This is a genomic window from Bradyrhizobium sp. CER78, assembly GCF_029846235.1.
GTDB lineage: Bacteria > Pseudomonadota > Alphaproteobacteria > Rhizobiales > Xanthobacteraceae > Bradyrhizobium.
In genome coordinates this window covers 62,762-85,224 of the sequence record NZ_JARVWP010000004.1, presented here as the reverse complement: position 1 = coordinate 85,224, position 22,463 = coordinate 62,762, and the positions used below count along the sequence as shown (strand labels likewise).

Here is a 22,463-nt window from a genome sequence, read left to right as displayed (position 1 = left end):
AAGTTACAGCAATTCCGTCGGGGGCTGCTATGACGGTGTCTCGCGGCCTTGGGGGCCTGTAGAAAAAGTTGGAACGGGAAAATGAAAAAGATTTTGCTTGTCACCGCCAGCATGATCGCGCTCAGCGCGACGGCTGCTTCCGCGGCTGACCTCGCGGCTCGCCCTTACACCAAGGCTCCGCCGCCCATGGTTGCCGCTGTTTATGATTGGACCGGCTTCTACATCGGTATCAACGGTGGTTGGGGCCAGAGCCACGACAACCGTTCGGTCGATGGTGTCGGCAGCGTCGGCAGCTACGACGCCAACGGCGGCACCATCGGTGGCCAGGTTGGCTACCGCTGGCAGACCGGCGGCTGGGTCTGGGGTCTGGAAGCTCAGGGCAACTGGGCTGACTTCAAGGGCAGCACCGGCAACCTGCTCGTCCCGGGCGGCGTCGTTCGCTCGAAGACGGATGCGTTCGGCCTGTTCACCGGTCAGATCGGCTACGCCTGGAACAACGTCCTGCTGTACGCCAAGGGCGGTGCTGCGGTCACCGATCGCAACTACCAGTTCCTGGCACCGGGCGGCGCCCTGGCGTCCTCGACCGGCTTCGACACCCGTTGGAGCCCGACGGTCGGTGTTGGCCTCGAATTCGCCTTCTCGCAGGGCTGGTCGCTCGGCGTGGAATACAACCACATCTTCGAAGACACCCACGGCGCGACCTTCGTCACCCCGGCCGGTGTTGCCGTTGCTGGCTTCCACACCGGTGGCGACACCGACATGGTCCTCGGCCGTCTGAACTACAAGTTCGGTGGCCCGATCATCGCCAGGTACTGATACCGATTGCTCGCTTGATCCAAGCGGCAGCGAAAACCCCGGGCTTCGGCCCGGGGTTTTTTATTGGCTTGTCGGATTCTCCTACCTGAGCAACGACCGAGCTTGGACCATCAATCGAAATCGGCGAAGTCGAGCCCGCTATTGGTCTTGGCTGCATCGTGGACGCAATCCGAGTACGCGCGCCACCTCTCGACGAAGCCGTAGCCCTTGGCTTGCTCCGCCGCCTTCGCCTTGCATTCGGCCTTGATGTGCTTGACGACGGCCTGCTGTCGCATGGACATCTTTTCCGCGCTGGCGGGCGCCAAGGTCAGCAGCGTTATCGCGAGGACACTGACAGGAAGTCCTGCTCCAGGAATGGTGGAGATACGAGGCATCACGACGCTCCCCCGAGATTGTTGATTGAGACCTTACGCTGAGGCCGGAGCACTCAGCGCCGCGATCCTAGGCTTGGCCCGGGCGTTTTCCGCTGCTCACAGGGAGTACCGGAATCGTACGGGGGGAATGTCATGAGCCTTAGGGCCGCCTCGCGCGATGAGCGCCCTGATTCGGACTGCACCCGGCCACTCCTGCGATTAGCTACCAGGATCACGGTTGGAGGAACGCCCGGCATGGGCGGCAGCTGTTCGATGCTCCCGGTTAGGACGCCCGACGCGGCCAATGAGGACAAATGGAAAAAGCCTCACCCGTTGTTTCCAACGGATGAGGCTCCAAGCAAGGGCATGCTTTTCGCTGAGCTGAGAACTCAGCGCGGCTCAACGCTTAGCTGCGCCGGCTTACGCGAGCCTGACGAGGGGAACTTTTGTTTCTGAATTTGTCGGAGGCAAATGAACAACGCCCGGCAACCGTGAGGCCGCCGGGCGGTAACTGTTCTCTCCATGTTGCAGTGGCTGTATCTAAACATTTCTGGCTGACACCAGCCTTACGGCCGGTCCTGCATCGTGATGCCCTGGAATTGGAGGTGCGGCCCCGTCACGTCTCAGCGTGGTCTTGCCGCTCAATCAGCCGAATTAACCAAGCGAACTGTTTCGAGGGCAGTTTTCAAACTGCCCCAATACCCTTGCTTGACTCCCAGAACAAAAAAGGAACAATGTTCTGCATACGTTCCAGTTCAGGGAGAGCGGCCATGTTGAAGATTTTCGTGCAGGAAGCTGCAGCGCTGGCATCGATCACGCTGTTCGTCGGGATGATCGCGGTTTGGGCTCAGCTGATCACCCAGTTCTGAAAATGTGCATGGGGGCAGGGGCATAGCTCGCCTTTGGTGACCCCTCCAATGTCCCCCTGGGGAAAACCGGGAGGACCTGCCGCCATACCGCGTTCGGCGTGGACTTGGCAGGGCGAAGACCCCACGATGGGGATGCGAGTCGGGTCTGACGCTTTCGAGCTCCGGCTTTGGCACTCGCTCCATCCCTGACGCTAGAGATTCCATAAGCCGCCATGCCGAATGCCGGATTCGTTCATCTTCACGTTCATTCCGCCTATTCGCTGCTGAAGGGCTCGATCAAGATCGCCAAGCTCGGCGAACTCGCGAAGGCCGACCGCCAGCCGGCGCTGGCTCTCACCGATACCGACAACATGTTCGGGGCGCTGGAATTCTCCGACAAGATGGCCGGCTACGGCATCCAGCCGATCGTCGGCTGCGAGGTTGCGGTGGATTTCGGCGATGTCGACCCCAATACGCGGAGCATCCTGGCGACGACGGGACCTACGCGAATCGTGCTGCTGGCGGCACGCGAGCGCGGCTACCAGAACCTGATGCGGTTGAACTCGCGGGCGTTCCTGGAGACGCCGGTCAACCAGACCCCGCACATCAAGTTCGACTGGCTCACCGACGCCGCCGAGGATCTGATCGCGCTGACCGGCGGTCCCGACGGGCCGATCGCGCTGGCGCTGCGCGCCGAGCAGGCGGCGCTGGCGGCCACGCGCTGCGAACGCCTGGCCGGCCTGTTCGGCGATCGCCTCTACATCGAATTGCAACGCCACGGCATCGACAAGGAGCGCCGCACCGAGGGCGGCCTGATCGATCTCGCCTATGCGAAGGGCCTGCCGCTGGTTGCGACCAACGAGCCCTATTTCGCCAGCAGCGACGACTACGAATCGCATGACGCGCTGCTGTGCATCGCCGGTGGCCACCTGATCGCCGAGACCAACCGCGAGCAATTGACCCCGGATCACCGCTTCAAGACCCGCGCGGAAATGGCGGTGCTGTTCGCCGACATCCCGGAGGCGCTGGCCTCGACGGTCGAGATCGCCGAGCGCTGCTCGTTCCGTCCGAAGACCCGCAAGCCGATCCTGCCGTTCTTCACGGTCGGTGCCGCACAGAGTTCCGATGCCGCCGCCGACGAGGCTGCCGAGCTGAAGCGCCAGGCCGAGGAGGGGCTCGCCAATCGCCTGCGGGTGCACGGTCTCTCGCCGGGCATGACGGAGGAGGACTACAGCAAGCGGCTTGCCTTCGAGCTCGACGTCATCACCCGCATGAAATACGCGGGCTACTTCCTGATCGTGTCGGACTTCATCAAATGGGCAAAGGCGCAGGGCATTCCGGTCGGACCGGGCCGCGGCTCCGGCGCCGGCTCGCTGGTCGCATGGGTGCTCACCATCACCGACCTCGATCCGATGCGCTTCGCGCTGCTGTTCGAGCGCTTCCTCAATCCGGAACGCGTCTCGATGCCGGACTTCGACATCGACTTCTGCCAGGACCGCCGTGGCGAGGTGATCCAGTACGTGCAGGAGCGCTACGGCCGCGACCAGGTGGCGCAGATCATCACCTTCGGTACGTTGCAGGCGCGCGGCGTGTTGCGCGACGTCGGGCGCGTGCTGCAGATGCCGTACGGGCAGGTCGACAAGCTGACCAAGCTGGTGCCGCAAAATCCCGCCGCGCCGGTGACGCTGGCGCAGGCGATCGAGGGCGAGCCGAAGCTGCAGGCGTTTCGCGACGAGGATCCGGTGGTGGCGCGTGCCTTCGACATCGCGCAGCGCCTCGAGGGTCTGACACGCCATGCCTCGACCCACGCCGCGGGTATCGTGATCGGTGACCGGCCGCTGAGCGAGCTGGTGCCGATGTACCGCGATCCGAAATCCGACATGCCGGTGACCCAGTTCAACATGAAATGGGTCGAGCCGGCGGGGCTCGTGAAGTTCGACTTCCTCGGCCTCAAGACGCTGACGGTGCTCGACGTCGCGGTCAAGCTGCTCAAGCAGCGCGACGTTCATGTCGACCTCGCGACGCTGCCGATCGACGATGCGCCGAGCTACCAGATGCTGGCACGGGGCGATGTGGTCGGCGTGTTCCAGGTGGAAAGCCAGGGCATGCGGCGCGCGCTGATCGACATGCGGCCGGACCGCTTCGAGGACATCATCGCGCTGGTGGCGCTGTATCGCCCGGGCCCGATGGCGAACATCCCGACCTATTGCGCGCGCAAGCACGGCGACGAGGAGCCGGAATATCTGCACCCGATCCTGGAGCCGATCCTGAAGGAGACCTTCGGCGTCATCATCTACCAGGAACAGGTGATGCAGATCGCGCAGCAGATGGCGGGCTACTCGCTCGGCCAAGCCGACCTGCTGCGGCGCGCGATGGGCAAGAAGATCCGCGCCGAGATGGACAAGCAGCGCGACATCTTCGTTGCCGGCGCGATGAAGAACGGCGTGGCGAAGGGGCAGGCGGAGACGATCTTCGAACTGCTCGCCAAGTTCGCCGACTACGGCTTCAACAAGAGCCACGCGGCGGCCTATGCGCTGGTGTCGTACCACACCGCCTACATGAAGGCGCATTACCCGGTTGAGTTCCTGGCAGCGTCGATGACGCTGGAACTCAACAACACCGACAAGCTGTCCGAATTCCGCTCCGAGGCGCAGCGGCTCGGCATCAAGGTCGAGGCGCCCAACATCAACCGCTCCGGCCCGACCTTCGAGGTCAGCGGCAACACGATCTACTACGCGCTCGCCGCGCTGAAGGGCGTCGGCATCCAAGCCGTCGAGCAGATCATTGAGGAGCGTAACAAGAAGGGCGCCTTCACCTCGCTCGCCGATTTCGCCGCGCGGGTCAGCCCGCGCGCCGTCAACAAGCGGATCATCGAGAGCCTTGCGGCAGCCGGCGCCTTCGACACGCTGGACCCGAACCGGGCCCGCGTGTTCGCCGGCGCCGATGCGATCCTCGCGGCGTGCCAGCGCAGCCACGAGGCGGCAACCTCGGGCCAGAACGACATGTTCGGCAGCGCTCCGGATGCGCCCAGCATCACGCTGCCGCAAGTCGAGCCGTGGTTACCCGCGGACCGGCTGCGGCGCGAATATGATGCGATCGGCTTCTTCCTGTCCGGCCATCCGCTCGACGACTACGCGACCGCGCTGAAGCGGCTGCGCGTGCAATCCTGGGCGGAGTTCTCGCGCGCGGTGAAGACCGGCGCCACGGCGGGCAAGGTTGCGGCAACCGTGGTGTCGCGCATGGAGCGGCGCACCAAGACCGGCAACAAGATGGGCATCATGGGCCTGTCGGATCCGACCGGCCATTTCGAGGCAGTGCTGTTCTCCGAGGGCCTCGCACAGTACCGCGATGTGCTCGAGCCCGGCGCGGCCGTGCTGCTGCAACTCGGCGCCGAACTACAGGGCGAGGACGTGCGGGCGCGGGTGCTGCACGCGGAGCCGCTGGATCACGCCGCGGCCAAGACCCAAAAGGGCCTGCGGATCTTCGTGCGTGACACCAAGCCGCTCGATTCGATCGCCCGCCGCCTCAATATGCCGGACGCCGCGCCGGCCCCGGGCGGTCCCGCAAAGGCGCCTGTGGTGAAGCCGGCAGCCGCGCTGGCAGCACCGATGGCGGGGGCGGACGGCGACGTCTCGCTGGTGATGATGCTGGACCTCGAAACCGAGGTCGAGATGAAGCTGCCCGGCCGCTACAAGGTCTCGCCGCAGATCGCCGGCGCGATCAAGGCCGTCGCGGGCGTGGTCGACGTGCAGACGCTGTAGGGGTAGGGCGATCGCATTTGGCGTCTAAAGAGGGCGATGTTTCACGGCGCCCGCGAGGAGTGGGTGCACGATTTCGGAATATTGGAAATGTGGCGGTGATTTTGCCCGACGGGTTAAGCTGCTTGTCCAATGCCGGTCGCCGCCAGCTCCTTTGCATGGGGTTGTTTTTCGATATTTTGGCCGCGCGCACCCGCGGTAGCCCTTAGGCCGCCAAACAGGGCCGTTTCGGCACGATTTGGGCCTGTCCGGCCGGTGTAACCGGCCGTATTTCCTTGCTTCTGGCGCAAATCGCGCTATATAGCGCGCCATCTCACACGGAAACATGGCTCAAAAGGCCGTCCGGTGGCAGCCGGGCCATAAGGCTCGTCTGCTCACACGTTTCCGGAGGAACCAACCGGAGAATTATCACTATGTCGCTGCCCGATTTTTCTATGCGTCAGTTGCTTGAAGCTGGCGTTCACTTTGGCCACCAGGCCCACCGCTGGAATCCGAAGATGCAGGATTACATCTTCGGCGCCCGCAACAACATCCACATCATCGACCTCGCGCAGACCGTGCCGATGCTGCACCGTGCCCTGCAGGCGGTCAGCGATACCGTCGCCAAGGGCGGCCGTATCCTGTTCGTCGGCACCAAGCGCTCGGCCCAGGACGGCGTTGCCGATGCGGCCAAGCGTTCGGCGCAGTACTTCGTCAACTCGCGCTGGCTCGGCGGCACGCTGACCAACTGGAAGACGATCTCGGCCTCGATCAAGCGCCTGCGGCATCTCGACGACGTGCTCTCGTCGGGCGAAGCCAACTCCTACACCAAGAAGGAGCGGCTGACGCTGCAGCGCGAGCGCGACAAGCTCGACCGTTCGCTCGGCGGCATCAAGGACATGGGCGGTCTTCCGGACATGATCTTCGTGATCGACACCAACAAGGAAGACATCGCGATCCAGGAAGCCCAGCGGCTCAACATCCCGGTCGCCGCGATCGTCGATACCAATTCGGACCCGAAGGGCATCACCTATGTGGTGCCGGGCAATGACGACGCCGGCCGCGCGATCTCGCTGTACTGCGACCTCGTAGCGCGCGCCGCCATCGACGGCATCTCGCGCGCTCAGGGCGATTCCGGAATCGATATCGGTGCCTCGGCATCGCCGGTGCAGGAAGACCTTCCGGCGGCGGCGCCGTCCGGCTTCCAGGGGCTGGCCGGCCCGCGCGGCACCGCCGACAACCTCAAGAAGCTCACCGGCGTGTCCGGCGCGATCGAGAAGAAGCTCAACGACCTCGGCATCTTCCACTACTGGCAGCTCGCCGAGCTCGATCACGACACCGCGCACAAGATCGGCGAAGAAGTCGGTCTGCCGAGCCGCGCCGATGCCTGGGTCGCCCAAGCCAAGACGCTCGCCGAAGCGGAATAACAGTTACGCGGCGTGGCCGGGATCTGCCCGGCCGCCGCTTCTATTCCACGAACAACGATTTTCCTGTCGCTGACAGCGGCGCCATCGGGCGCCGCGGTTTCTGTACAGGCAAGAAGGACATGGAACGATGGCAACGATCTCTGCAGCGATGGTCAAGGAACTCCGCGAGTCGACCGGCGCGGGCATGATGGATTGCAAGGCGGCGCTGACCGAGACCGACGGTGACATGACCGCTGCGCAGGATTGGCTGCGCAAGAAGGGCCTCTCCAAGGCTGCGAAGAAGGCCGGTCGCGTGGCGGCCGAGGGCCTGATCGGCGCGCTGACCTCCGGCACCAAGGGCGTGCTGGTCGAGGTCAATTCGGAGACCGACTTCGTCGCGCGCAACGAGCAGTTCCAGGGCCTGGTCAAGATGATTGCTCAGGTCGCGCTGAAGCACGGCTCCGACGTCGAGGCCATTAAGGCCGCCAAGGTTGGCGACTTCACGGTGGAGCGGGCGATCTCGGACGCGATCGCGACCATCGGCGAGAACATGTCGTTGCGCCGCGCCGCTTCGCTCGAGGTGAGCAAGGGTGTGGTGTCGAGCTATGTCCACAACGCTGTCATCGAGGGCGCCGGCAAGATCGGTGTGATCGTGGCGCTGGAGTCCACCGGCAAGACCGACGAGCTCGCGGTGCTCGGCCGCCAGCTCGCCATGCATGTCGCGGCGGCGAAGCCGCTGGCGCTCGACCCGGCCGGGCTCGATCCGGAGACCGTCAAGCGCGAGAAGGACGTGCTGGCCGACAAGTACCGCCAGCAGGGCAAGCCCGAGAACGTCATCGAGAAGATCGTCGATTCCGGCCTGAAGACCTACTACAAGGAGGTTTGCCTCCTCGATCAGGCCTTCATCCACGACAGCGGCAAGTCCGTCGCCCAGGCGGTGAAGGAAGCTGAGGGTAAGGTCGGCGGGCCGATCAAAATCGCTGGCTTTGTGAACTATGCTCTCGGTGAGGGAATCGAGAAGCAGGAAAGCGACTTCGCCGCCGAAGTCGCCGCCGCCAGCGGCAAGAAGTAACCGCTGACACCAGGCGTCCGGCGCATGCGCCGGAGGCCTGCCTGCGCGGGATAAGAAAGCGATCGCATCATGGCTGAGCCGATCTATCGTCGCGTGGTGATCAAGCTGTCCGGCGAATATCTGGCCGGCTCCCACGGGTTCGGTATCGATCAACCGACGGTCGACCGCGTTGCCGACGACCTGATCGCGGCCCGCAAGCTCGGCGTCGAGGTCGCTGTCGTGATCGGCGGCGGCAATATCGTCCGCGGCGTCGAGGTGTCCTCGCGTGGCGTGTCGCGGCCGACCGGCGACACCATGGGCATGCTCGCGACCATGATGAACTGCCTCGCGCTCGAGGCGGCGATCGAGCGCAAGGGGACGGCGGCGCGGACCTTGTCGGCATTCGTGATGCCGGAGATTTCCGAGCTATTCACCCGTGGTGCGGCGCACAAATATCTGGCCGAGGGACGCATCGTCCTGCTCGGCGGTGGAACCGGCAACCCGTTCTTCACCACCGATACCACCGCCGTGCTGCGTGCGGCCGAGATCGGCGCGCAGGCGGTGCTCAAAGCCACCAATGTCGACGGCGTCTATGACGCCGATCCGAAGAAGGACCCCAAAGCCAAGCGCTTCGACCGCCTGACCCATTCGCAGGCGATCGAGGGCGGCTACAAGGTCATGGACGCGACTGCTTTCGCGCTTGCCCGCGAGACGTCGCTGCCTATCATCGTGTTCTCGATCGCGGAGCCCGGTTCGATCGGTGCGATTCTGCGCGGGTCCGGACACGGCACGGTCGTCGCCGGCTGATTGCCGCGCCTCCGGGTCCAGATTTTGGGCTCGAGGGCGTCGACAGCCGGTTTCTAGTGAAAGGGAGAACGTCATGGCCGCACCTGGTTTTGACATCAACGACGTGAAGCGCCGCATGCAGGGCGCCACACAATCGCTCAAGCACGAGCTCGGCGGTCTGCGGACCGGCCGCGCTGCGGCGTCCATGCTGGAGCCGGTCCAGGTCGAGGCTTACGGCTCGCATATGCCGCTCAACCAGGTTGCGACCATCAGCGTGCCCGAGCCGCGCCTGCTCTCGGTGCAGGTCTGGGACAAGACGATGGTGAAGGCGGTCGAAAAGGCGATCGTCGATTCGAACCTCGGCCTGTCGCCGGCGACCGAAGGCCAGGTGCTGCGGCTGCGCATTCCCGAGCTCAACGAGGAACGCCGCAAGGAGCTCGTCAAGGTCGCGCATAAATACGCCGAAGCGGCCAAGGTCGCGGTGCGCCATGTGCGCCGTGACGGCCTCGACGTGATCAAGAAGCTCGAGAAGAATCACGAGATATCCGAGGACGATCAGGAGCGCCTGTCGAACGAGGTGCAGAAGGCGACCGACGGCATGATCGTCGAAATCGATCAGCTGCTTGCTGCCAAGGAAAAGGAAATCCTGACGGTCTGAGACGGTACGGGAAGAGCCGATGTCGAACGCCGCCGCCCCAGCGACTGACGGACCGGATCGCTCCGGAAGTCCGTTGCATGTGGCGATCATCATGGACGGCAACGGGCGCTGGGCCGCTTCGCGCGGCCTGCCGCGCGTCGAGGGCCATCGCCGCGGCGTCGAGGCGCTGCGCCGCGTGGTGCGTGCGGCCCATGAACTCGGCATCGTCTATCTAACGATCTTTTCGTTCAGCTCGGAGAACTGGTCGCGACCCGCGAGCGAGATCGGCGATCTGTTCGGCCTGCTGCGCCGCTTTATCCGCAACGATCTGGCGACGCTGCACCGCGATGGGGTGAGGGTGCGTGTGATCGGTGAGCGCGACGGGCTCGACGGCGACATCTGCGCGCTGCTCAACGAGGCCGAAGAGCTCACGAGGAACAATAGCAAGCTCAACCTTGTTGTCGCCTTCAACTACGGTTCGCGAGCGGAGATCGCCGCCGCCGCGCGGCGCCTTGCGCGCGAGGTCGCCGAAGGCAAGCGCGACGCCAACTCGATCGATGCCGACACACTCGGGCACTATCTCGATGCGCCCGACATTCCGGATCCGGATCTGATCATCCGCACCAGCGGCGAGCAGCGTCTGTCGAACTTCCTGATGTGGCAGGCCGCCTATAGCGAGCTGGTGTTCGTGCCGATTCACTGGCCGGATTTCGACAAGGCGGCGCTCGAGGGCGCGATTGCGGAATATGGCAAGCGCGAGCGCCGGTTCGGTGGTCTCGCCGTGAAAACCGGCTCGTGAGCGAGGGCGAAGCCGCACCTGCGGCAGCAAGCGAGCAGCCCGCGGCGGCAGCAGGCGAGCAGGGGTCGCGCAACCTCGCGATGCGCGTGGTTGCGGCGCTGGTGCTGGCGCCGGTTGCGATCGCATTGGCCTATCTGGGTGGCGTCGCCTGGTCGCTGTTGGTGACGCTGGTGGCGGTCGGCCTGTTTGTGGAATGGCTCGCGGTTACCGGGTTCGGACGCGAACTCCGCGTCGTGGTGCCCGGTGCCGCCGCGCTGCTGCTGATCGGACTTTGTTTGATGGCCGGCCGCATCGATGCGGCCCTGGACGTGCTCGTGGTCGGTGTGGTCGCGGTGGCGTTGACGTCGGGCGAGCGGCGCAGCTGGGCAATTGCGGGATTGCTCTATGCCGCGGCCGCCGAGATCGCATCGGTCGTGCTGCGTCTCGATACGGCGAAGGGCTTCGCCGCGCTGATGTTCGTGCTGCTGATCGTGTGGGTCACCGATATCGGCGGCTATTTCGCAGGCCGCAGCATCGGCGGGCCGAAGCTCTGGGTGCGGGTCAGCCCGAAGAAGACATGGGCTGGCGCGATCGGCGGTTTCGTGGCGAGCCTGATTGTTGCGGCCGGCTTTGCCGCCTTCGAGATCGGGACGACCGGGGCGCTGCTGATGCTCGGAGCCGTGTTGTCGGTGGTCTCGCAACTCGGCGATCTCTTCGAATCCGCGGTCAAGCGGCGGTTCGGGGTGAAGGATTCGAGCCACATCATTCCCGGCCATGGCGGCCTGCTGGATCGCCTGGACGGATTTGTCGCGGCCGTCATTGTGGCGGCGATTTTCGGCTTTCTCCGTGGTGGCGCCGATGGCGTCGGACGCGGTCTTATGGTTTGGTGATGAGATGAGCGCAGTTCCGTTGCGTAACAACAAGGCCGTAGCGGCATCAGCCGTGCGGACCGTGACTGTCCTCGGTGCCACCGGCTCGATCGGCGATAGCACGATGGATCTGTTGCGTGGCGCGCGCGACCGCTACCGGGTCGAGGCGCTGACCGCGAACAGCAATGTTGAAGGCCTCGCAAAGCTCGCCAGAGAGTTCGGCGCTCGGTTCGCCGCCATCGCCGATCCGGCGAAGCTTTCCGAGCTGAAGGACGCGCTGGCTGGAACCCGGATCGAATGCGGGGCCGGGGAGAGTGCTATCATCGAGGCCGCCGCACGGCCGGCGGATTGGGTGATGGCGGCAGTCAGCGGCGCGGCCGGTCTGAAGCCGGCGCTTGCCGCGGTCGATCGCGGCGCAACCGTCGCGCTCGCCAACAAGGAGTGCCTGGTCTGCGCCGGCGACATCTTCATGGAGCGGGCCAAGAAGGCCGGCGCCTGTATCCTGCCGGCGGACTCCGAGCACAATGCGCTGTTCCAGGCGCTGGCTTCCGGTAATCGCGAGGAACTGACGCGGGTCATCATCACCGCATCCGGCGGACCGTTCCGCACCTGGGCTCCGGCCGACATCGAGCAGGCCACGCTGGAACAGGCGCTGAAGCATCCGAACTGGAGCATGGGCCAGAAGATCACGATCGATTCCGCCTCGATGATGAACAAGGGCCTCGAGGTGATCGAGGCGTCCTATCTGTTCGCCCTGGCGCCCGACGAGATCGACGTGCTGGTGCACCCGCAGTCGATCATCCACGGCATGGTCGAGTTCTCGGATCGCTCGGTGGTGGCGCAGCTCGGCACGCCTGACATGCGGATTCCGATCGCGCATTGCCTCGGCTGGCCTGATCGCGTCGTCGGCCCGTCAGCCAAGCTGGATCTCGCCAAGATCGGACAGCTCACCTTCGAGGCACCGGATTTCGAGCGCTTCCCCGGACTGCGGCTGGCCTATGAGGCGCTGCGGATGGGGCACGGCGCGACGACGGTTTACAATGCCGCGAACGAGATTGCGGTCGCCGCGTTTATCGCTGGCAAGATCAAGTTCGGTGCGATCGCCCGGCTGGTCGAGGCGACGATGAATGATTGGATCAGGTCAGGGAATCAGCCACCACTGCACTCGGCGGATGATGCGATTTCCGTTGACCATATCGCGCGAAATAAGGCTGCCGCCCTATTGCCTCAAATTGCCTTAAAGGCAACCTAGAGGGTTGGGGACGGAGCTTAATCGCTCTTGTCGAGGGGAATTCGGATGCCCGAGTATTTTCTTCATAGTATCAATGCGTTGAGCCATGGGCTGCTCGGCTATATCGTTCCGTTTCTCTTCGTCCTGACCATCGTCGTTTTCTTCCACGAGCTTGGCCATTTCCTGGTCGCGCGCTGGGCTGGCGTGAAGGTGCTGACCTTCTCGCTGGGCTTCGGGCCGGAGCTTGCCGGCTTCAATGACCGGCATGGCACTCGCTGGAAGATCTCGGCGATTCCGCTCGGCGGCTACGTCAAGTTCTTCGGTGACGACAGCGAGGCGTCGACGCCGTCGACCGAGACGCTTGCCGCCATGACGGCGGAAGAGCGCGAAGGCAGCTTCCATCACAAATCCGTCGGCAAGCGCACCGCCATCGTCGCGGCCGGCCCGATCGCGAACTTCATCCTCGGCGCTCTGATTTTCGCCGGCATGGCGCTCTATTACGGCAAGCCCAGCACGATCGCCCGGGTCGACGGCCTGGTCGCCGAGAGCGTCGCCGCCAATGCAGGCTTCAAGGTCGGCGACGTCGTCGTGGATATCGACGGCAGCGCCATCCAGAGCTTCGCTGACATGCAGCGGATCGTAGCGTCGAACGCCGGTTCAGAGCTTGGCTTCAAGGTGAAGCGGGACGGTGCGGTGGTCTCGCTCAAGGCGACGCCGGCGCTGAAGGAGGTCAAGGATCCCTTCGGCAACGCGCACAAGATCGGCGTGCTCGGAATCGAGCACAAGGCTCAGGTCGGCGAAGCATCCAGCGCGCCGGTCGGCGTCTTCGAGGCCATGAAGATCGGCGTCGAGCAGGTCTGGTACATCATTTCCAGCACGTTCAAGTTCCTGGGGTCGCTTTTCGTCGGGACCGGCAATCCGGCCGAGGTGAGCGGAGTCATTGGAATCGCGAAGCTTTCGGGCCAGGCCGCGAGCGCCGGGTTCCAGTTCGTGGTCAATCTTTGCGCCATCCTGTCGGTCTCGATCGGTCTGTTGAACCTGTTCCCGATCCCGCTTCTGGATGGCGGACACCTGCTTTTCTACAGCGCGGAGGCGCTCCGTGGACGCCCGCTTTCCGAGCGGACGCAAGAGGTGGGTTTCCGAATCGGGCTGGGTTTGGTTCTGATGTTGATGGTGTTTGCGACGTATAACGACATCCTCAGGATCGCCGGGTCCTGAAACGGGGCTTTTCTGTGACGTTGCCAATGGGCAACGTCTTGGAACGAAAATGGAAATGTTCAGCTCTAGTAAGTTTGCCCCCTTGGCAAATTTGGCTACAAGCTGAGCGGCAGGTTGGGAATCTGTCGGGTCGTTGGGGAACGACTTGGCATCGTTAAGATAAGGGCGCGTTGCGCATGATGTTTGGAATGCGAGTGAGGGGGGGCTTGTTCGCCGCCTTGGTCATGTTCGCCGCGCCGGTGGCGGCCACTCTGTCGGCCGTAGCTGTGTCTGCGCCTGCGTATGCGCAGACGGTTGATTCGATCACGGTGGAGGGGAACCGCCGCGTCGAGCTCGAAACCATCCGCTCCTATTTCCATCCCGGACCGGGCGGTCGGCTGGGCCAGGCCCAGATCGACGACGGTCTGAAGGCGCTGATCGAGACCGGTCTGTTCCAGGACGTCCATATTGACCAGCGGGGCGGACGCCTCGTCGTGGTCGTGGTCGAGAACCCGGTGATTGGCCGCGTTGCCTTCGAAGGCAACAAGAAGGTCAAGGACGAGCAACTCACCGCCGAAGTCCAGTCCAAGCCGCGCGGCACCTTCTCGCGTCCGATGGTGCAGTCGGATGCGCTGCGCATCGCCGAAATCTACCGTCGGTCCGGCCGCTACGACGTGCGGGTCAATCCGCAGATCATCGAGCAGCCGAACAACCGCGTCGACCTGATCTTCGAGATCAATGAAGGCGTGAAGACCGGCGTGCGGTCGATCGAGTTCATCGGCAACAATGCCTATTCGGCATCCCGTCTGCGCGACGTCATCAAGACCCGCGAATCGAATCTGCTGAGCTTCCTTGGCGGCAACGACGTCTACGACCCCGACCGGGTCGAGGCCGACCGTGACCTGCTGCGCCGCTTCTACCTCAAGAACGGCTATGCCGACGTCCAGGTTGTGGCCGCGCTGACCGAATACGATCCCGACAAGAAGGGCTTCCTGGTCACCTTCAAGATCGAGGAAGGCCAGCAGTACCGCGTCGCCTCCGTCAACTTCACCTCGTCGATCAACACGCTCGATCCGAACGCGCTGCGCTCCTATTCGCGCGTCAATGTCGGCTCGCTCTACAACGCCGAGGCGCTGGAGAAGTCGGTCGAGGAGATGCAGATCGAGGCGTCCCGCCGCGGCTACGCGTTCGCGGTGGTTCGGCCGCGCGGCGATCGCAATTTCGACAATCACACGGTGTCGATCACCTTCGCGATCGATGAAGGTCCGCGCACCTATATCGAGCGCATCAACATCCGCGGCAACAGCCGCACGCGCGACTACGTGATCCGCCGTGAGTTCGATATCTCGGAAGGCGATGCCTACAACCGTGCGCTGGTCGATCGTGCCGAGCGCCGGCTGAAGAACCTCGACTTCTTCAAGACCGTGAAGATCACCACCGAGCCCGGGTCCTCCAGCGATCGCGTCATCCTGATCGTCGATCTCGAGGAGAAGTCGACCGGCGACTTCTCGGTGTCGGGCGGCTATTCGACCACCGATGGCGCGCTGGCCGAAGTCAGCGTCTCCGAGCGCAACCTGCTCGGCCGCGGCCTGTTCGCAAAGGCCTCGGTGACCTACGGCCAGTACGCCCGCGGTTACTCGCTGTCGTTCGTCGAGCCCTATCTGCTCGATTACCGCGTCGCGCTCGGCCTCGATTTCTACCAGCGCCAGCAGCTGTCCAACAGCTACATCGCCTACGGCACCAAGACACTGGGCTTCAGCCCGCGGCTCGGCTTCAGCCTGCGGGAAGATCTGTCGCTGCAGCTGCGTTACTCGGTCTATCAGCAGGAAATCACCCTGCCGTCGACGCTGAACAACTGTAACAACAATCCATTCCTCGCTGACGGTGTAACTCCCAATCCGGCGTTCAATCCGAGCCCTGCCTACGCGAACCTGAACGGGATCAGCCTGGTGTCGACCAATGGTCTCGGCTGCTTCTCCGACGGCGAAGCCTCGCTGCCGGTCCGCAAGGAGCTGGCGGGTGGCAAGACGCTGACCTCGGCGCTCGGCTACACGCTCAACTACAACACCCTCGACAACAACAAGAACCCGACCGACGGTCTGATCGTCGACTTCAAGCAGGACTTCGCCGGTGTCGGTGGCGACGTCAGCTACATCAAGTCCGCGATCGACGCGAAGTACTACACCCCGCTGGTCTCCGACATCGTCGGCGTGATCCACGCGCAGGGCGGCATCCTGAACAAGCTCGGCAGCGACGAGCTGCGTATGCTGGATCACTTCCAGATGGGCCCGAACCTGGTCCGCGGCTTCGCGCCGAACGGTATCGGTCCGCGTGACATCAACCCGTACGGCACCATGGACGCCATCGGCGGCACCAAGTACTGGGGCGTGTCGGCGGAACTGCAGATGCCGTTCTGGTTCCTGCCGAAGGAAGTCGGGCTCAAGGGCGCGGTCTACGCCGACGCCGGCGGGCTGTACGACTACAAGGGCCCGACCTCGTGGGCGGCGACGGGCGAAGTCAATCAGCCTGGCTGCATCAAGCCGACGAACAACCCGCCGACTCCAGGCACCTGCCTTGGTCTAAGCTATGACGACAGCAAGGTCGTTCGTACCTCGGTCGGTGTCGGCCTGATCTGGCAGTCGCCGTTTGGTCCGCTGCGCTTCGACTACGCGATACCGCTGACCAAGGGTGCGTATGACCGCGTGCAAGAATTCCGGTTTGGTGGCGGTACGACTTTCTAACACCGCGACCCGGCCGGACTGCGACGGATGGAATGGCGCAGCCGATCTTCTTCAAGAGTCCTCCTTCGTCATCGCTGGCTGAAATAGCCGCGCTGACGAAGGCGCAACTGGTCGACCCCGAAAGGGGCGCGCATGAGATCAGGGGGCTGGCCTCGCTCGACGAGGCCGGTCCGATGCATCTCGCGTTTTTCGACAATCTCAAATACGCCGACCAGCTTGCCGCGACCAAGGCCGGCGCCTGCCTGGTCAGCCCGCGCTTCGAGGCGCAGGTGCCGAAGGGCACCGCCGTGCTGCGCGCCGCAAAGCCGTTCCAGGTGTTCGTCGAGCTTGCCCGCGAATGGCACGCCGATGCGCTGCGCCCGCAATCCTGGTTCGATACCGAGGGGATCGCCCCGTCGGCGATCATCGATCCGACTGCACGTCTCGAGGACGGTGTCATCGTTGATCCGCTGGTCGTGATCGGCCCGCGGGTCGAGATCGGCTCGGGCACCATCATCGGCGCCGGCGCAGTGATCGGTGCCGACGTGAAGATCGGCCGCGACTGCAATGTCGGCGCCAAGACCACCATTCAGTTCGCGCTGATCGGCAACAACGTCCTGATCCACCCCGCCTGCAATATCGGCCAGGACGGCTACGGCTTCATCTTCTTCGGGCCCAAAGGCCACGTGAAGGTACCGCAGACCGGCCGCGTGGTGATCCAGAACAATGTCGAGGTCGGCGCCGCCTCGACCATCGACCGCGGTTCCCTGCGCGACACCGTGATCGGCGAGGGCACCAAAATCGACAATCAGGTCCAGATCGGCCACAATGTCACCATCGGCCGGCACTGCCTGCTCGCGGCCCAGATCGGGCTCGCCGGCAGTCTGACGATCGGCGACAATGTCGCGCTCGGCGCCAAGGTGGGCATCAACAACCACCTCAAGATCGGCGACGGCGCCCAAGTGACGGCGATGAGTGCGGTCAAGGACGATATCCCGGCCAATGGCCGCTGGGGCGGGCATTTCGCTAAGCCGACCAAGCAGTGGTTCAGGGAAATTATCGCAGTGGAGCGCCTGGTGCGCGACAACGAAGCCAAGGGCAAGGAACAGGAGTGATGGAGGAGGCACCGGTCAAATTCGAGCTGGTGGATATCAACGATATCCTGAAGACGCTCCCGCATCGCTTTCCGATGTTGCTGATCGACCGCGTGATCAAGATCCGCACCGACTACAGCGGCATCGGCATCAAGAACGTCACCTTCAACGAGCCGCCGTTCCAGGGACATTTCCCGGAGCGCCCGGTTTATCCCGGCGTCATGATGATCGAGGCGATGGCGCAGACCGCCGGCGTGATCGGAATCAAGTCGGTGGAGGGCACCGAGAAGCCGCGCGCGGTGTATTTCCTCACCATCGACAAGTGCAAGTTCAGGAAGCCGGTGATGCCGGGCGACACCATCGAGTATCACATGCGCTCGCTCGGCCGCCGCAAGACGATGTGGTGGTTTCACGGCGATGCCAAGGTCAACGGCCAGGTGGTCGCCGAGGCCGATGTCGGCGCGATGCTGACGGACTAAAGCGCTTTCGCCGGGCTCACGACGTCCGGCAGGTGTACCGACCATCCGCGCCGGCGATGCGCAGGACGCGGTTGAGGAAGACGCCCATCGATGGTGCGATCATCAGCGCGTCGTAGGTTTCAGTAGGCACGCCGCAATAGTGCTGGTAGCTGCCTCTGACTGCGACCAGCAGCGTGCGTTCGGCCACGCTGTAGCAGACGCGCTGGACGATCGTGCTGCGATTGATATCGCGGCAGTCGAAGCGCGAGAGATCGACCGTCGTGCTGTTGCCGAGGTCGACGGTCTCCGGGCCGATCGGCGCAGAGAGCAGGCTGAGGATCAGCGCGGCGGCCCGGACCATGGATCGGTTGCGACCTTCTCGTTTGCAACAGGCCGTCATGATACGTCACTGGACAGGGCGGTCAAAGTCGCGCTAACGACCGCCCAAATCGACAGCATTGTGCCTTGATAGTACCTTGGCGCCTTTAACGAATTCCGGATCGAAAACTTCATGAGCATGATCGACCCCACTGCGCGGATTGCGGATGGCGCTGTGATCGGGGCCGGCACCGAGATCGGTCCGTACTGCATCATCGGCCCCAATGTCGTGCTCGGTGAGAACTGCAAGCTGATCGCGCACGTCACGGTCAGCGGGCATACCAAGATTGGCGCCGGCTGCGTCATCTCGCCGTTTGCCGCGCTCGGCGGGCCGCCGCAGGATCTCAGCTATCGCGGCGAGCCGACCCGTCTCGAAGTCGGCGAAGCCTGCACGATCCGCGAGGGCGTCACGATGAACGTCGGCACGATCAAGGGCGGCGGGCTCACCCGCGTCGGCGATCGCGGCTTCTTCATGAACAACAGCCATGTCGGCCATGACTGCATGGTCGGCAACGGCGTGATCTTCGCGACATCAGCGACGCTGGGCGGCCACTGCGAGATCGGCGACTTCGTCTATATCGGCGGCCTGTCGGCGGTACACCAGTTCACCCGCGTCGGTTCGCAGGTGATGATCGGCGGCGTCTGCGGCGTGCGCGGCGACATCATCCCGTTCGGATTGGCCAACGGCCAGTACGCGGTCCTCGAAGGCCTCAACATCATCGGCATGCGACGCCGCCAGTTCACCAAGGCGCGGCTCGCAACGGTGCGCGCGTTCTATCAAAAGCTGTTCCACGGCCCCGGCATCTTCGCCGAGCGGCTGGCATCGGTGCAGCCGCTGGCGGACGAGGATCCCGCGATCGCGGAAATCCTCACCTTCATCGAGGGCGGCAAGCTGCGGCCGCTCTGTCTTCCCGCCGATACCAATTGAGCAGGGGATGGCCGCCAGCATGACGTCAGCGGCTCCCTCGCTTTCCTCGCCCGTCGGCGTGATCGCCGGCGGCGGCGCCATGCCGTTTGCGGTCGCCGATCAGCTCACCGCGCGTGGCATCACGCCGGTGCTGTTCGCGTTGCGCGGCGCCTGCGATCCCGCGCGCCTGCAGAAGTTTCGTCATCGCTGGATCTCGGTCGGCCAACTCGGACGGGCGACCCGGCTGTTCCGCGACGAGGGCTGCCGCGACCTGATCTTCATTGGCACCCTGGTGCGTCCGGCGCTGTCGGAGATCCGGCTCGACTGGGGGACGCTACGCCTGCTTGGTCATGTCGTGCGCGCGTTTCGCGGCGGCGACGATCATTTGCTGTCGAGCGTCGGCCGCATCCTTGAGCAGCAGGGATTTCGTATGGTCGGGATCAAGGATGTCGCGCCCGATCTGCTGATGCCGGAGGGCGCCGTGACGCGCGCGTCGCCGGACAGTGCAGCGCTCGCCGACATCGCGCGCGGCCGCGGCGTGCTCGACGCGCTCGGGCCGTTCGACATCGGCCAGGCGGCCGTGGTGATCGACGGTCACGTGGTTGCGGTTGAAGACATCGAAGGCACCGACGGGCTGCTCGCGCGCGTAGCGCGGCTGCGTGCCGAGGGGCGGATCCGTGCCAAGGCCGGCCGCGGCGTGCTGGTGAAGGCGCCGAAGAGCAAGCAGGATCTGCGCTTCGATCTGCCGACCATCGGTCCGCGCACGGTCGAGGGCGCGGCAGCGGCGGGGATCGCCGGGATCGCCGTGATTGCCGGCAATACGCTTGCCGCCGAACCTCAGGCCCTGATCGAGGCCGCAGACGCCAAGGGGCTGTTCGTCATCGGGCTGGCGGGCTGATGCAGGCGCGCAGTCCCAGCACCGGCCGCAAGGTCTTCCTCATCGCGACCGAGGAATCCGGTGACCGCCTCGGCGCGGCGCTGATGAAGGTGCTGCGCCAGCGGCTCGGCGATGCCGTGCAGTTTTCCGGCGTCGGTGGCCGGGCGATGACAGGTGAGGGCATCGACACGCTATTCCCGATCGAAGAACTCTCGATCGTCGGCCTTTCCGCGGTCGTGAAGCAATTGCCGAAAATCCTGCGGTTGATCAGCCGTACCGCCGGCGCCGTGCTCGCCGATCCGCCCGACATGCTGGTCATCATCGACAGCCCCGACTTCACGCATCGCGTCGCCCGCCGCGTTCGCGCGCGCAATCCGGACATTCCGATCGTCGATTACGTGTCGCCGTCGGTCTGGGCCTGGCGGCCGGGCAGGGCGCGCGCGATGCGCGGCTATGTCGATCATGTGCTCGCGCTGCTGCCGTTCGAGCCGGAGGAGTATCGCGAGCTGCAGGGACCGCCATGCAGCTATGTCGGCCATCCCTTGACCGAGCAGCTCGCCTCGCTGCGGCCGAACGAGGAGGAGCAGAGGCGGCGCGACGCGCAGCCGCCGGTTCTGCTGGTTCTGCCCGGAAGCCGGCGCAGCGAGATCAGGCATCATCTGGCGCTGTTCGGCGCCGCGCTCGGCCAGCTCAGCCAGCAAATCCCTTTCGAGCTCGTGCTTCCCACCATGCCGCATCTCGAGCTGATGGTGCGTGAAGGCGTCGCGTCCTGGCCGGTGGCGCCGCGGCTCGCGATCGGCGAGACCGAGAAACGCGCCGCATTTCGCGTGGCGCGCGCGGCGCTCGCGAAGTCGGGCACGGTGACGCTGGAGCTCGCACTGTCAGGGATTCCGATGGTGACGGCCTATCGCGTCGGCGCCGCCGAGGCGTTCATCCTGCGCCGCGCGATCCGGGTGTCGTCGGTGATCCTCGCCAATCTCGTGATCGGCAGCGACATCATCCCGGAGTTCCTGCAGGAGAACTGCACCCCGGACAAGCTCGCGCAGGCGCTGGTCGACGTGATCAAGGATTCACCGGAGCGTCTGCGGCAGCTGGTGGCGTTCGCGACGATGGACGGCAAGATGTCGACCGGCGACCAGCCGCCGAGCGTCCGCGCCGCCGACATCGTGCTGGCCGAACTGGGCCGGCGTCCGACCTAGCCAATCGATCATGTCTTCATTCAGCGGCGATATACCGCCGCAACGGTTCCGCTTGCCTCGAATATTTAGACTACGCTAATATTAGCGTTATCTAATATTGCTATGGAGCCCTCCATGAAGATCGATCCTGTCGCCTATGTCGGAGCCGTCGTTCGTGAAGTCGCCGTCCGGGAGCGCGACGGCAAACCGGCGCGGGCGGTGATTGCAACGCGCAGCTACGACACCGACATTGCCGATCTCTGGGACGCGCTGACCAATCCCGAGCGCATTCCACGCTGGTTTCTGCCGATCTCGGGCGATCTGAAGCTCGGCGGCCGCTACCAGTTCCAGGGCCAGGCGGGCGGCGAGATCACGACGTGTGAGCCGCCGCGCCGGCTTGCCGTGACTTGGGAGGCGATGGGCACCGTCAGCTGGTTGACCGTAACCTTGGCTGATGACGGTTCCAGAGGAACCCGTCTGGAACTTGAGCATCTCTCGCTCATCGAAGGTGACTTCTGGGACCGCTATGGGCCTGGCGCAGTCGGCGTTGGCTGGGACCTCGCCTTGATGGGGCTCGCTTTGTGCCTCGCCACAGCGCCGGGACAGCTTTTCGACCGCGCGGCGGCCGCGGCCTGGCCCGGCTCGGACGACGGCAAGGATTTCATCCGCCGCAGCAGCGCAGACTGGTGCCGGGCTTCGATCAAGGCTGGGACCGACGAGAGCGCCGCGCGGCGCGCAGAGGCCAACACCACGGCGTTCTATTGCGGCGAGCCTGAGCCGGGCGGAGGTTAGCGCGCGTGCATGCCTTCGACATCCTCGGCGATCCCGTCCGCCGGCGCATCCTGGAGCTGCTGGCGACCGGCGAGCACAGTTCGGGCGATGTCGTCGCCGTCGTGCAGCGCGAATTCGGTATCACGCAATCGGCGGTCTCGCAGCAGCTGCGAATCCTGCGCGAGGCCGGTTTCGCGTCGGTGCGCGCCGACGGTACCCGCCGGATCTATGCCGTGGAGCCACAGCGGCTGCGCGAGGTCGACGACTGGCTCGACCGCTTCAGGGCGTTCTGGCTGCCGCGCCTCGATGCGCTCGCGACCGAAGTCGCGCGCGGCAAACGAAAACGGCGCCGTCAGGAATGACGGCGCCGT

Annotated in this window: 20 protein-coding genes; 18 read left to right on the top strand and 2 right to left on the bottom strand. The window is 64.6% G+C overall.

What is annotated here, in order from left to right; all coding sequences use genetic code 11:
• Positions 1–81 precede the first annotated feature (81 nt).
• Entirely contained in the window at positions 82–816 is a 735-nt protein-coding gene (locus QDT69_RS09155; RefSeq protein WP_279706276.1) for an outer membrane beta-barrel protein, read from the top strand.
• Between the two features lie 110 nt (positions 817–926).
• Here the strand turns inward: QDT69_RS09155 and QDT69_RS09150 are convergent, their stop codons facing one another.
• Entirely contained in the window at positions 927–1,091 is a 165-nt protein-coding gene (locus QDT69_RS09150; RefSeq protein WP_279706275.1) for a hypothetical protein, read from the bottom strand.
• A 1,159-nt stretch (positions 1,092–2,250) separates the two neighbouring features.
• Between QDT69_RS09150 and dnaE the strand changes: the two genes are divergently transcribed.
• The 12 genes from dnaE to fabZ all read left to right on the top strand — a co-directional run bounded on the left by dnaE (position 2,251) and on the right by fabZ (position 18,002).
• On the top strand, positions 2,251–5,778 hold the full coding sequence (gene dnaE, locus QDT69_RS09145) for a DNA polymerase III subunit alpha (RefSeq protein ID WP_279706274.1): 3,528 nt from the start codon (positions 2,251–2,253) through the stop codon (positions 5,776–5,778).
• A gap of 410 nt (positions 5,779–6,188) precedes the next feature.
• Positions 6,189–7,181 (top strand): 30S ribosomal protein S2, encoded by a 993-nt coding sequence (locus tag QDT69_RS09140; protein ID WP_279706273.1) that lies wholly within the window; start codon positions 6,189–6,191, stop codon positions 7,179–7,181.
• Positions 7,182–7,308: 127 nt separating this feature from the next.
• The gene (gene tsf / locus QDT69_RS09135) at positions 7,309–8,232 is read left to right on the top strand and encodes a translation elongation factor Ts (RefSeq protein ID WP_279706272.1); all 924 of its coding nucleotides are present in this window, start codon (positions 7,309–7,311) and stop codon (positions 8,230–8,232) included.
• Positions 8,233–8,301: 69 nt separating this feature from the next.
• Positions 8,302–9,018 (top strand): UMP kinase, encoded by a 717-nt coding sequence (pyrH, locus tag QDT69_RS09130; protein WP_279706271.1) that lies wholly within the window; start codon positions 8,302–8,304, stop codon positions 9,016–9,018.
• Between the two features lie 73 nt (positions 9,019–9,091).
• Positions 9,092–9,655, top strand: coding sequence for a ribosome recycling factor (gene frr, locus QDT69_RS09125; RefSeq protein ID WP_024583513.1), 564 nt, complete (start codon positions 9,092–9,094; stop codon positions 9,653–9,655).
• 19 nt (positions 9,656–9,674) lie between these two features.
• A complete protein-coding gene (locus QDT69_RS09120) occupies positions 9,675–10,433 on the top strand; it encodes an isoprenyl transferase (protein WP_279706268.1) in 759 nt (252 codons plus the stop codon).
• Positions 10,430–11,302: a phosphatidate cytidylyltransferase gene (locus tag QDT69_RS09115; protein ID WP_279706267.1), complete on the top strand. Its 873-nt coding sequence runs from the start codon at positions 10,430–10,432 to the stop codon at positions 11,300–11,302. The genes QDT69_RS09120 and QDT69_RS09115 overlap by 4 nt, the downstream gene beginning before the upstream one ends.
• A 4-nt stretch (positions 11,303–11,306) precedes the next feature.
• Positions 11,307–12,533 carry a 1-deoxy-D-xylulose-5-phosphate reductoisomerase gene (gene dxr / locus QDT69_RS09110; RefSeq protein ID WP_279706266.1) on the top strand — a complete coding sequence of 409 codons (1,227 nt, stop codon included), beginning with the start codon at positions 11,307–11,309 and terminating at the stop codon, positions 12,531–12,533.
• A gap of 45 nt (positions 12,534–12,578) precedes the next feature.
• Positions 12,579–13,730: an RIP metalloprotease RseP gene (gene rseP / locus QDT69_RS09105; RefSeq protein WP_146985734.1), complete on the top strand. Its 1,152-nt coding sequence runs from the start codon at positions 12,579–12,581 to the stop codon at positions 13,728–13,730.
• Between the two features lie 176 nt (positions 13,731–13,906).
• Complete coding sequence (gene bamA, locus QDT69_RS09100; RefSeq protein WP_279706265.1) at positions 13,907–16,450, top strand: outer membrane protein assembly factor BamA; 2,544 nt, start codon at positions 13,907–13,909, stop codon at positions 16,448–16,450.
• Between the two features lie 32 nt (positions 16,451–16,482).
• Positions 16,483–17,544 carry a UDP-3-O-(3-hydroxymyristoyl)glucosamine N-acyltransferase gene (gene lpxD, locus QDT69_RS09095; RefSeq protein WP_279706264.1) on the top strand — a complete coding sequence of 354 codons (1,062 nt, stop codon included), beginning with the start codon at positions 16,483–16,485 and terminating at the stop codon, positions 17,542–17,544.
• Positions 17,544–18,002, top strand: coding sequence for a 3-hydroxyacyl-ACP dehydratase FabZ (gene fabZ / locus QDT69_RS09090; protein WP_279706263.1), 459 nt, complete (start codon positions 17,544–17,546; stop codon positions 18,000–18,002). The genes lpxD and fabZ overlap by 1 nt, the downstream gene beginning before the upstream one ends.
• Before the next feature lie 16 nt (positions 18,003–18,018).
• Here fabZ and QDT69_RS09085 read toward each other — a convergent pair whose 3' ends face one another.
• Positions 18,019–18,342: a KTSC domain-containing protein gene (locus QDT69_RS09085; RefSeq protein WP_279706262.1), complete on the bottom strand. Its 324-nt coding sequence runs from the start codon at positions 18,340–18,342 to the stop codon at positions 18,019–18,021.
• A gap of 150 nt (positions 18,343–18,492) precedes the next feature.
• Here QDT69_RS09085 and lpxA point away from each other — a divergent pair, with 150 nt between their 5' ends.
• From lpxA to QDT69_RS09060, 5 genes are all read left to right on the top strand, one after another.
• Positions 18,493–19,287 carry an acyl-ACP--UDP-N-acetylglucosamine O-acyltransferase gene (gene lpxA, locus QDT69_RS09080; protein ID WP_279706261.1) on the top strand — a complete coding sequence of 265 codons (795 nt, stop codon included), beginning with the start codon at positions 18,493–18,495 and terminating at the stop codon, positions 19,285–19,287.
• A 19-nt stretch (positions 19,288–19,306) separates the two neighbouring features.
• A complete protein-coding gene (gene lpxI, locus QDT69_RS09075) occupies positions 19,307–20,164 on the top strand; it encodes a UDP-2,3-diacylglucosamine diphosphatase LpxI (protein WP_279706260.1) in 858 nt (285 codons plus the stop codon).
• Complete coding sequence (gene lpxB, locus QDT69_RS09070) at positions 20,164–21,342, top strand: lipid-A-disaccharide synthase (protein WP_279706259.1); 1,179 nt, start codon at positions 20,164–20,166, stop codon at positions 21,340–21,342. Before lpxI ends, lpxB begins: the two co-directional genes overlap by 1 nt.
• A 114-nt stretch (positions 21,343–21,456) precedes the next feature.
• Complete coding sequence (locus QDT69_RS09065) at positions 21,457–22,113, top strand: SRPBCC family protein (protein WP_279706258.1); 657 nt, start codon at positions 21,457–21,459, stop codon at positions 22,111–22,113.
• 5 nt (positions 22,114–22,118) lie between these two features.
• Positions 22,119–22,454, top strand: coding sequence for a metalloregulator ArsR/SmtB family transcription factor (locus QDT69_RS09060; RefSeq protein ID WP_279706257.1), 336 nt, complete (start codon positions 22,119–22,121; stop codon positions 22,452–22,454).
• Positions 22,455–22,463: the final 9 nt, after the last annotated feature.

What these genes read in the sequence shown, in the direction of transcription:
- fabZ (WP_279706263.1), top strand. Translation starts at nt 17,544, where the DNA reads ATGGAGGAGGCACCGGTCAAATTCGAGCTGGTGGATATCAACGATATC.
- pyrH (WP_279706271.1), top strand. Translation starts at nt 8,302, where the DNA reads ATGGCTGAGCCGATCTATCGTCGCGTGGTGATCAAGCTGTCCGGCGAA.
- tsf (WP_279706272.1), top strand. Translation starts at nt 7,309, where the DNA reads ATGGCAACGATCTCTGCAGCGATGGTCAAGGAACTCCGCGAGTCGACC.
- lpxD (WP_279706264.1), top strand. Translation starts at nt 16,483, where the DNA reads ATGGCGCAGCCGATCTTCTTCAAGAGTCCTCCTTCGTCATCGCTGGCT.
- QDT69_RS09150 (WP_279706275.1), bottom strand. Translation starts at nt 1,091, where the DNA reads ATGCGACAGCAGGCCGTCGTCAAGCACATCAAGGCCGAATGCAAGGCG.
- lpxB (WP_279706259.1), top strand. Translation starts at nt 20,164, where the DNA reads ATGCAGGCGCGCAGTCCCAGCACCGGCCGCAAGGTCTTCCTCATCGCG.
- QDT69_RS09155 (WP_279706276.1), top strand. Translation starts at nt 82, where the DNA reads ATGAAAAAGATTTTGCTTGTCACCGCCAGCATGATCGCGCTCAGCGCG.
- lpxI (WP_279706260.1), top strand. Translation starts at nt 19,307, where the DNA reads ATGACGTCAGCGGCTCCCTCGCTTTCCTCGCCCGTCGGCGTGATCGCC.
- QDT69_RS09085 (WP_279706262.1), bottom strand. Translation starts at nt 18,342, where the DNA reads ATGGTCCGGGCCGCCGCGCTGATCCTCAGCCTGCTCTCTGCGCCGATC.
- rseP (WP_146985734.1), top strand. Translation starts at nt 12,579, where the DNA reads ATGCCCGAGTATTTTCTTCATAGTATCAATGCGTTGAGCCATGGGCTG.
- lpxA (WP_279706261.1), top strand. Translation starts at nt 18,493, where the DNA reads ATGAGCATGATCGACCCCACTGCGCGGATTGCGGATGGCGCTGTGATC.
- frr (WP_024583513.1), top strand. Translation starts at nt 9,092, where the DNA reads ATGGCCGCACCTGGTTTTGACATCAACGACGTGAAGCGCCGCATGCAG.
- QDT69_RS09120 (WP_279706268.1), top strand. Translation starts at nt 9,675, where the DNA reads ATGTCGAACGCCGCCGCCCCAGCGACTGACGGACCGGATCGCTCCGGA.
- dnaE (WP_279706274.1), top strand. Translation starts at nt 2,251, where the DNA reads ATGCCGAATGCCGGATTCGTTCATCTTCACGTTCATTCCGCCTATTCG.
- QDT69_RS09140 (WP_279706273.1), top strand. Translation starts at nt 6,189, where the DNA reads ATGTCGCTGCCCGATTTTTCTATGCGTCAGTTGCTTGAAGCTGGCGTT.
- bamA (WP_279706265.1), top strand. Translation starts at nt 13,907, where the DNA reads ATGATGTTTGGAATGCGAGTGAGGGGGGGCTTGTTCGCCGCCTTGGTC.
- QDT69_RS09065 (WP_279706258.1), top strand. Translation starts at nt 21,457, where the DNA reads ATGAAGATCGATCCTGTCGCCTATGTCGGAGCCGTCGTTCGTGAAGTC.
- dxr (WP_279706266.1), top strand. Translation starts at nt 11,307, where the DNA reads ATGAGCGCAGTTCCGTTGCGTAACAACAAGGCCGTAGCGGCATCAGCC.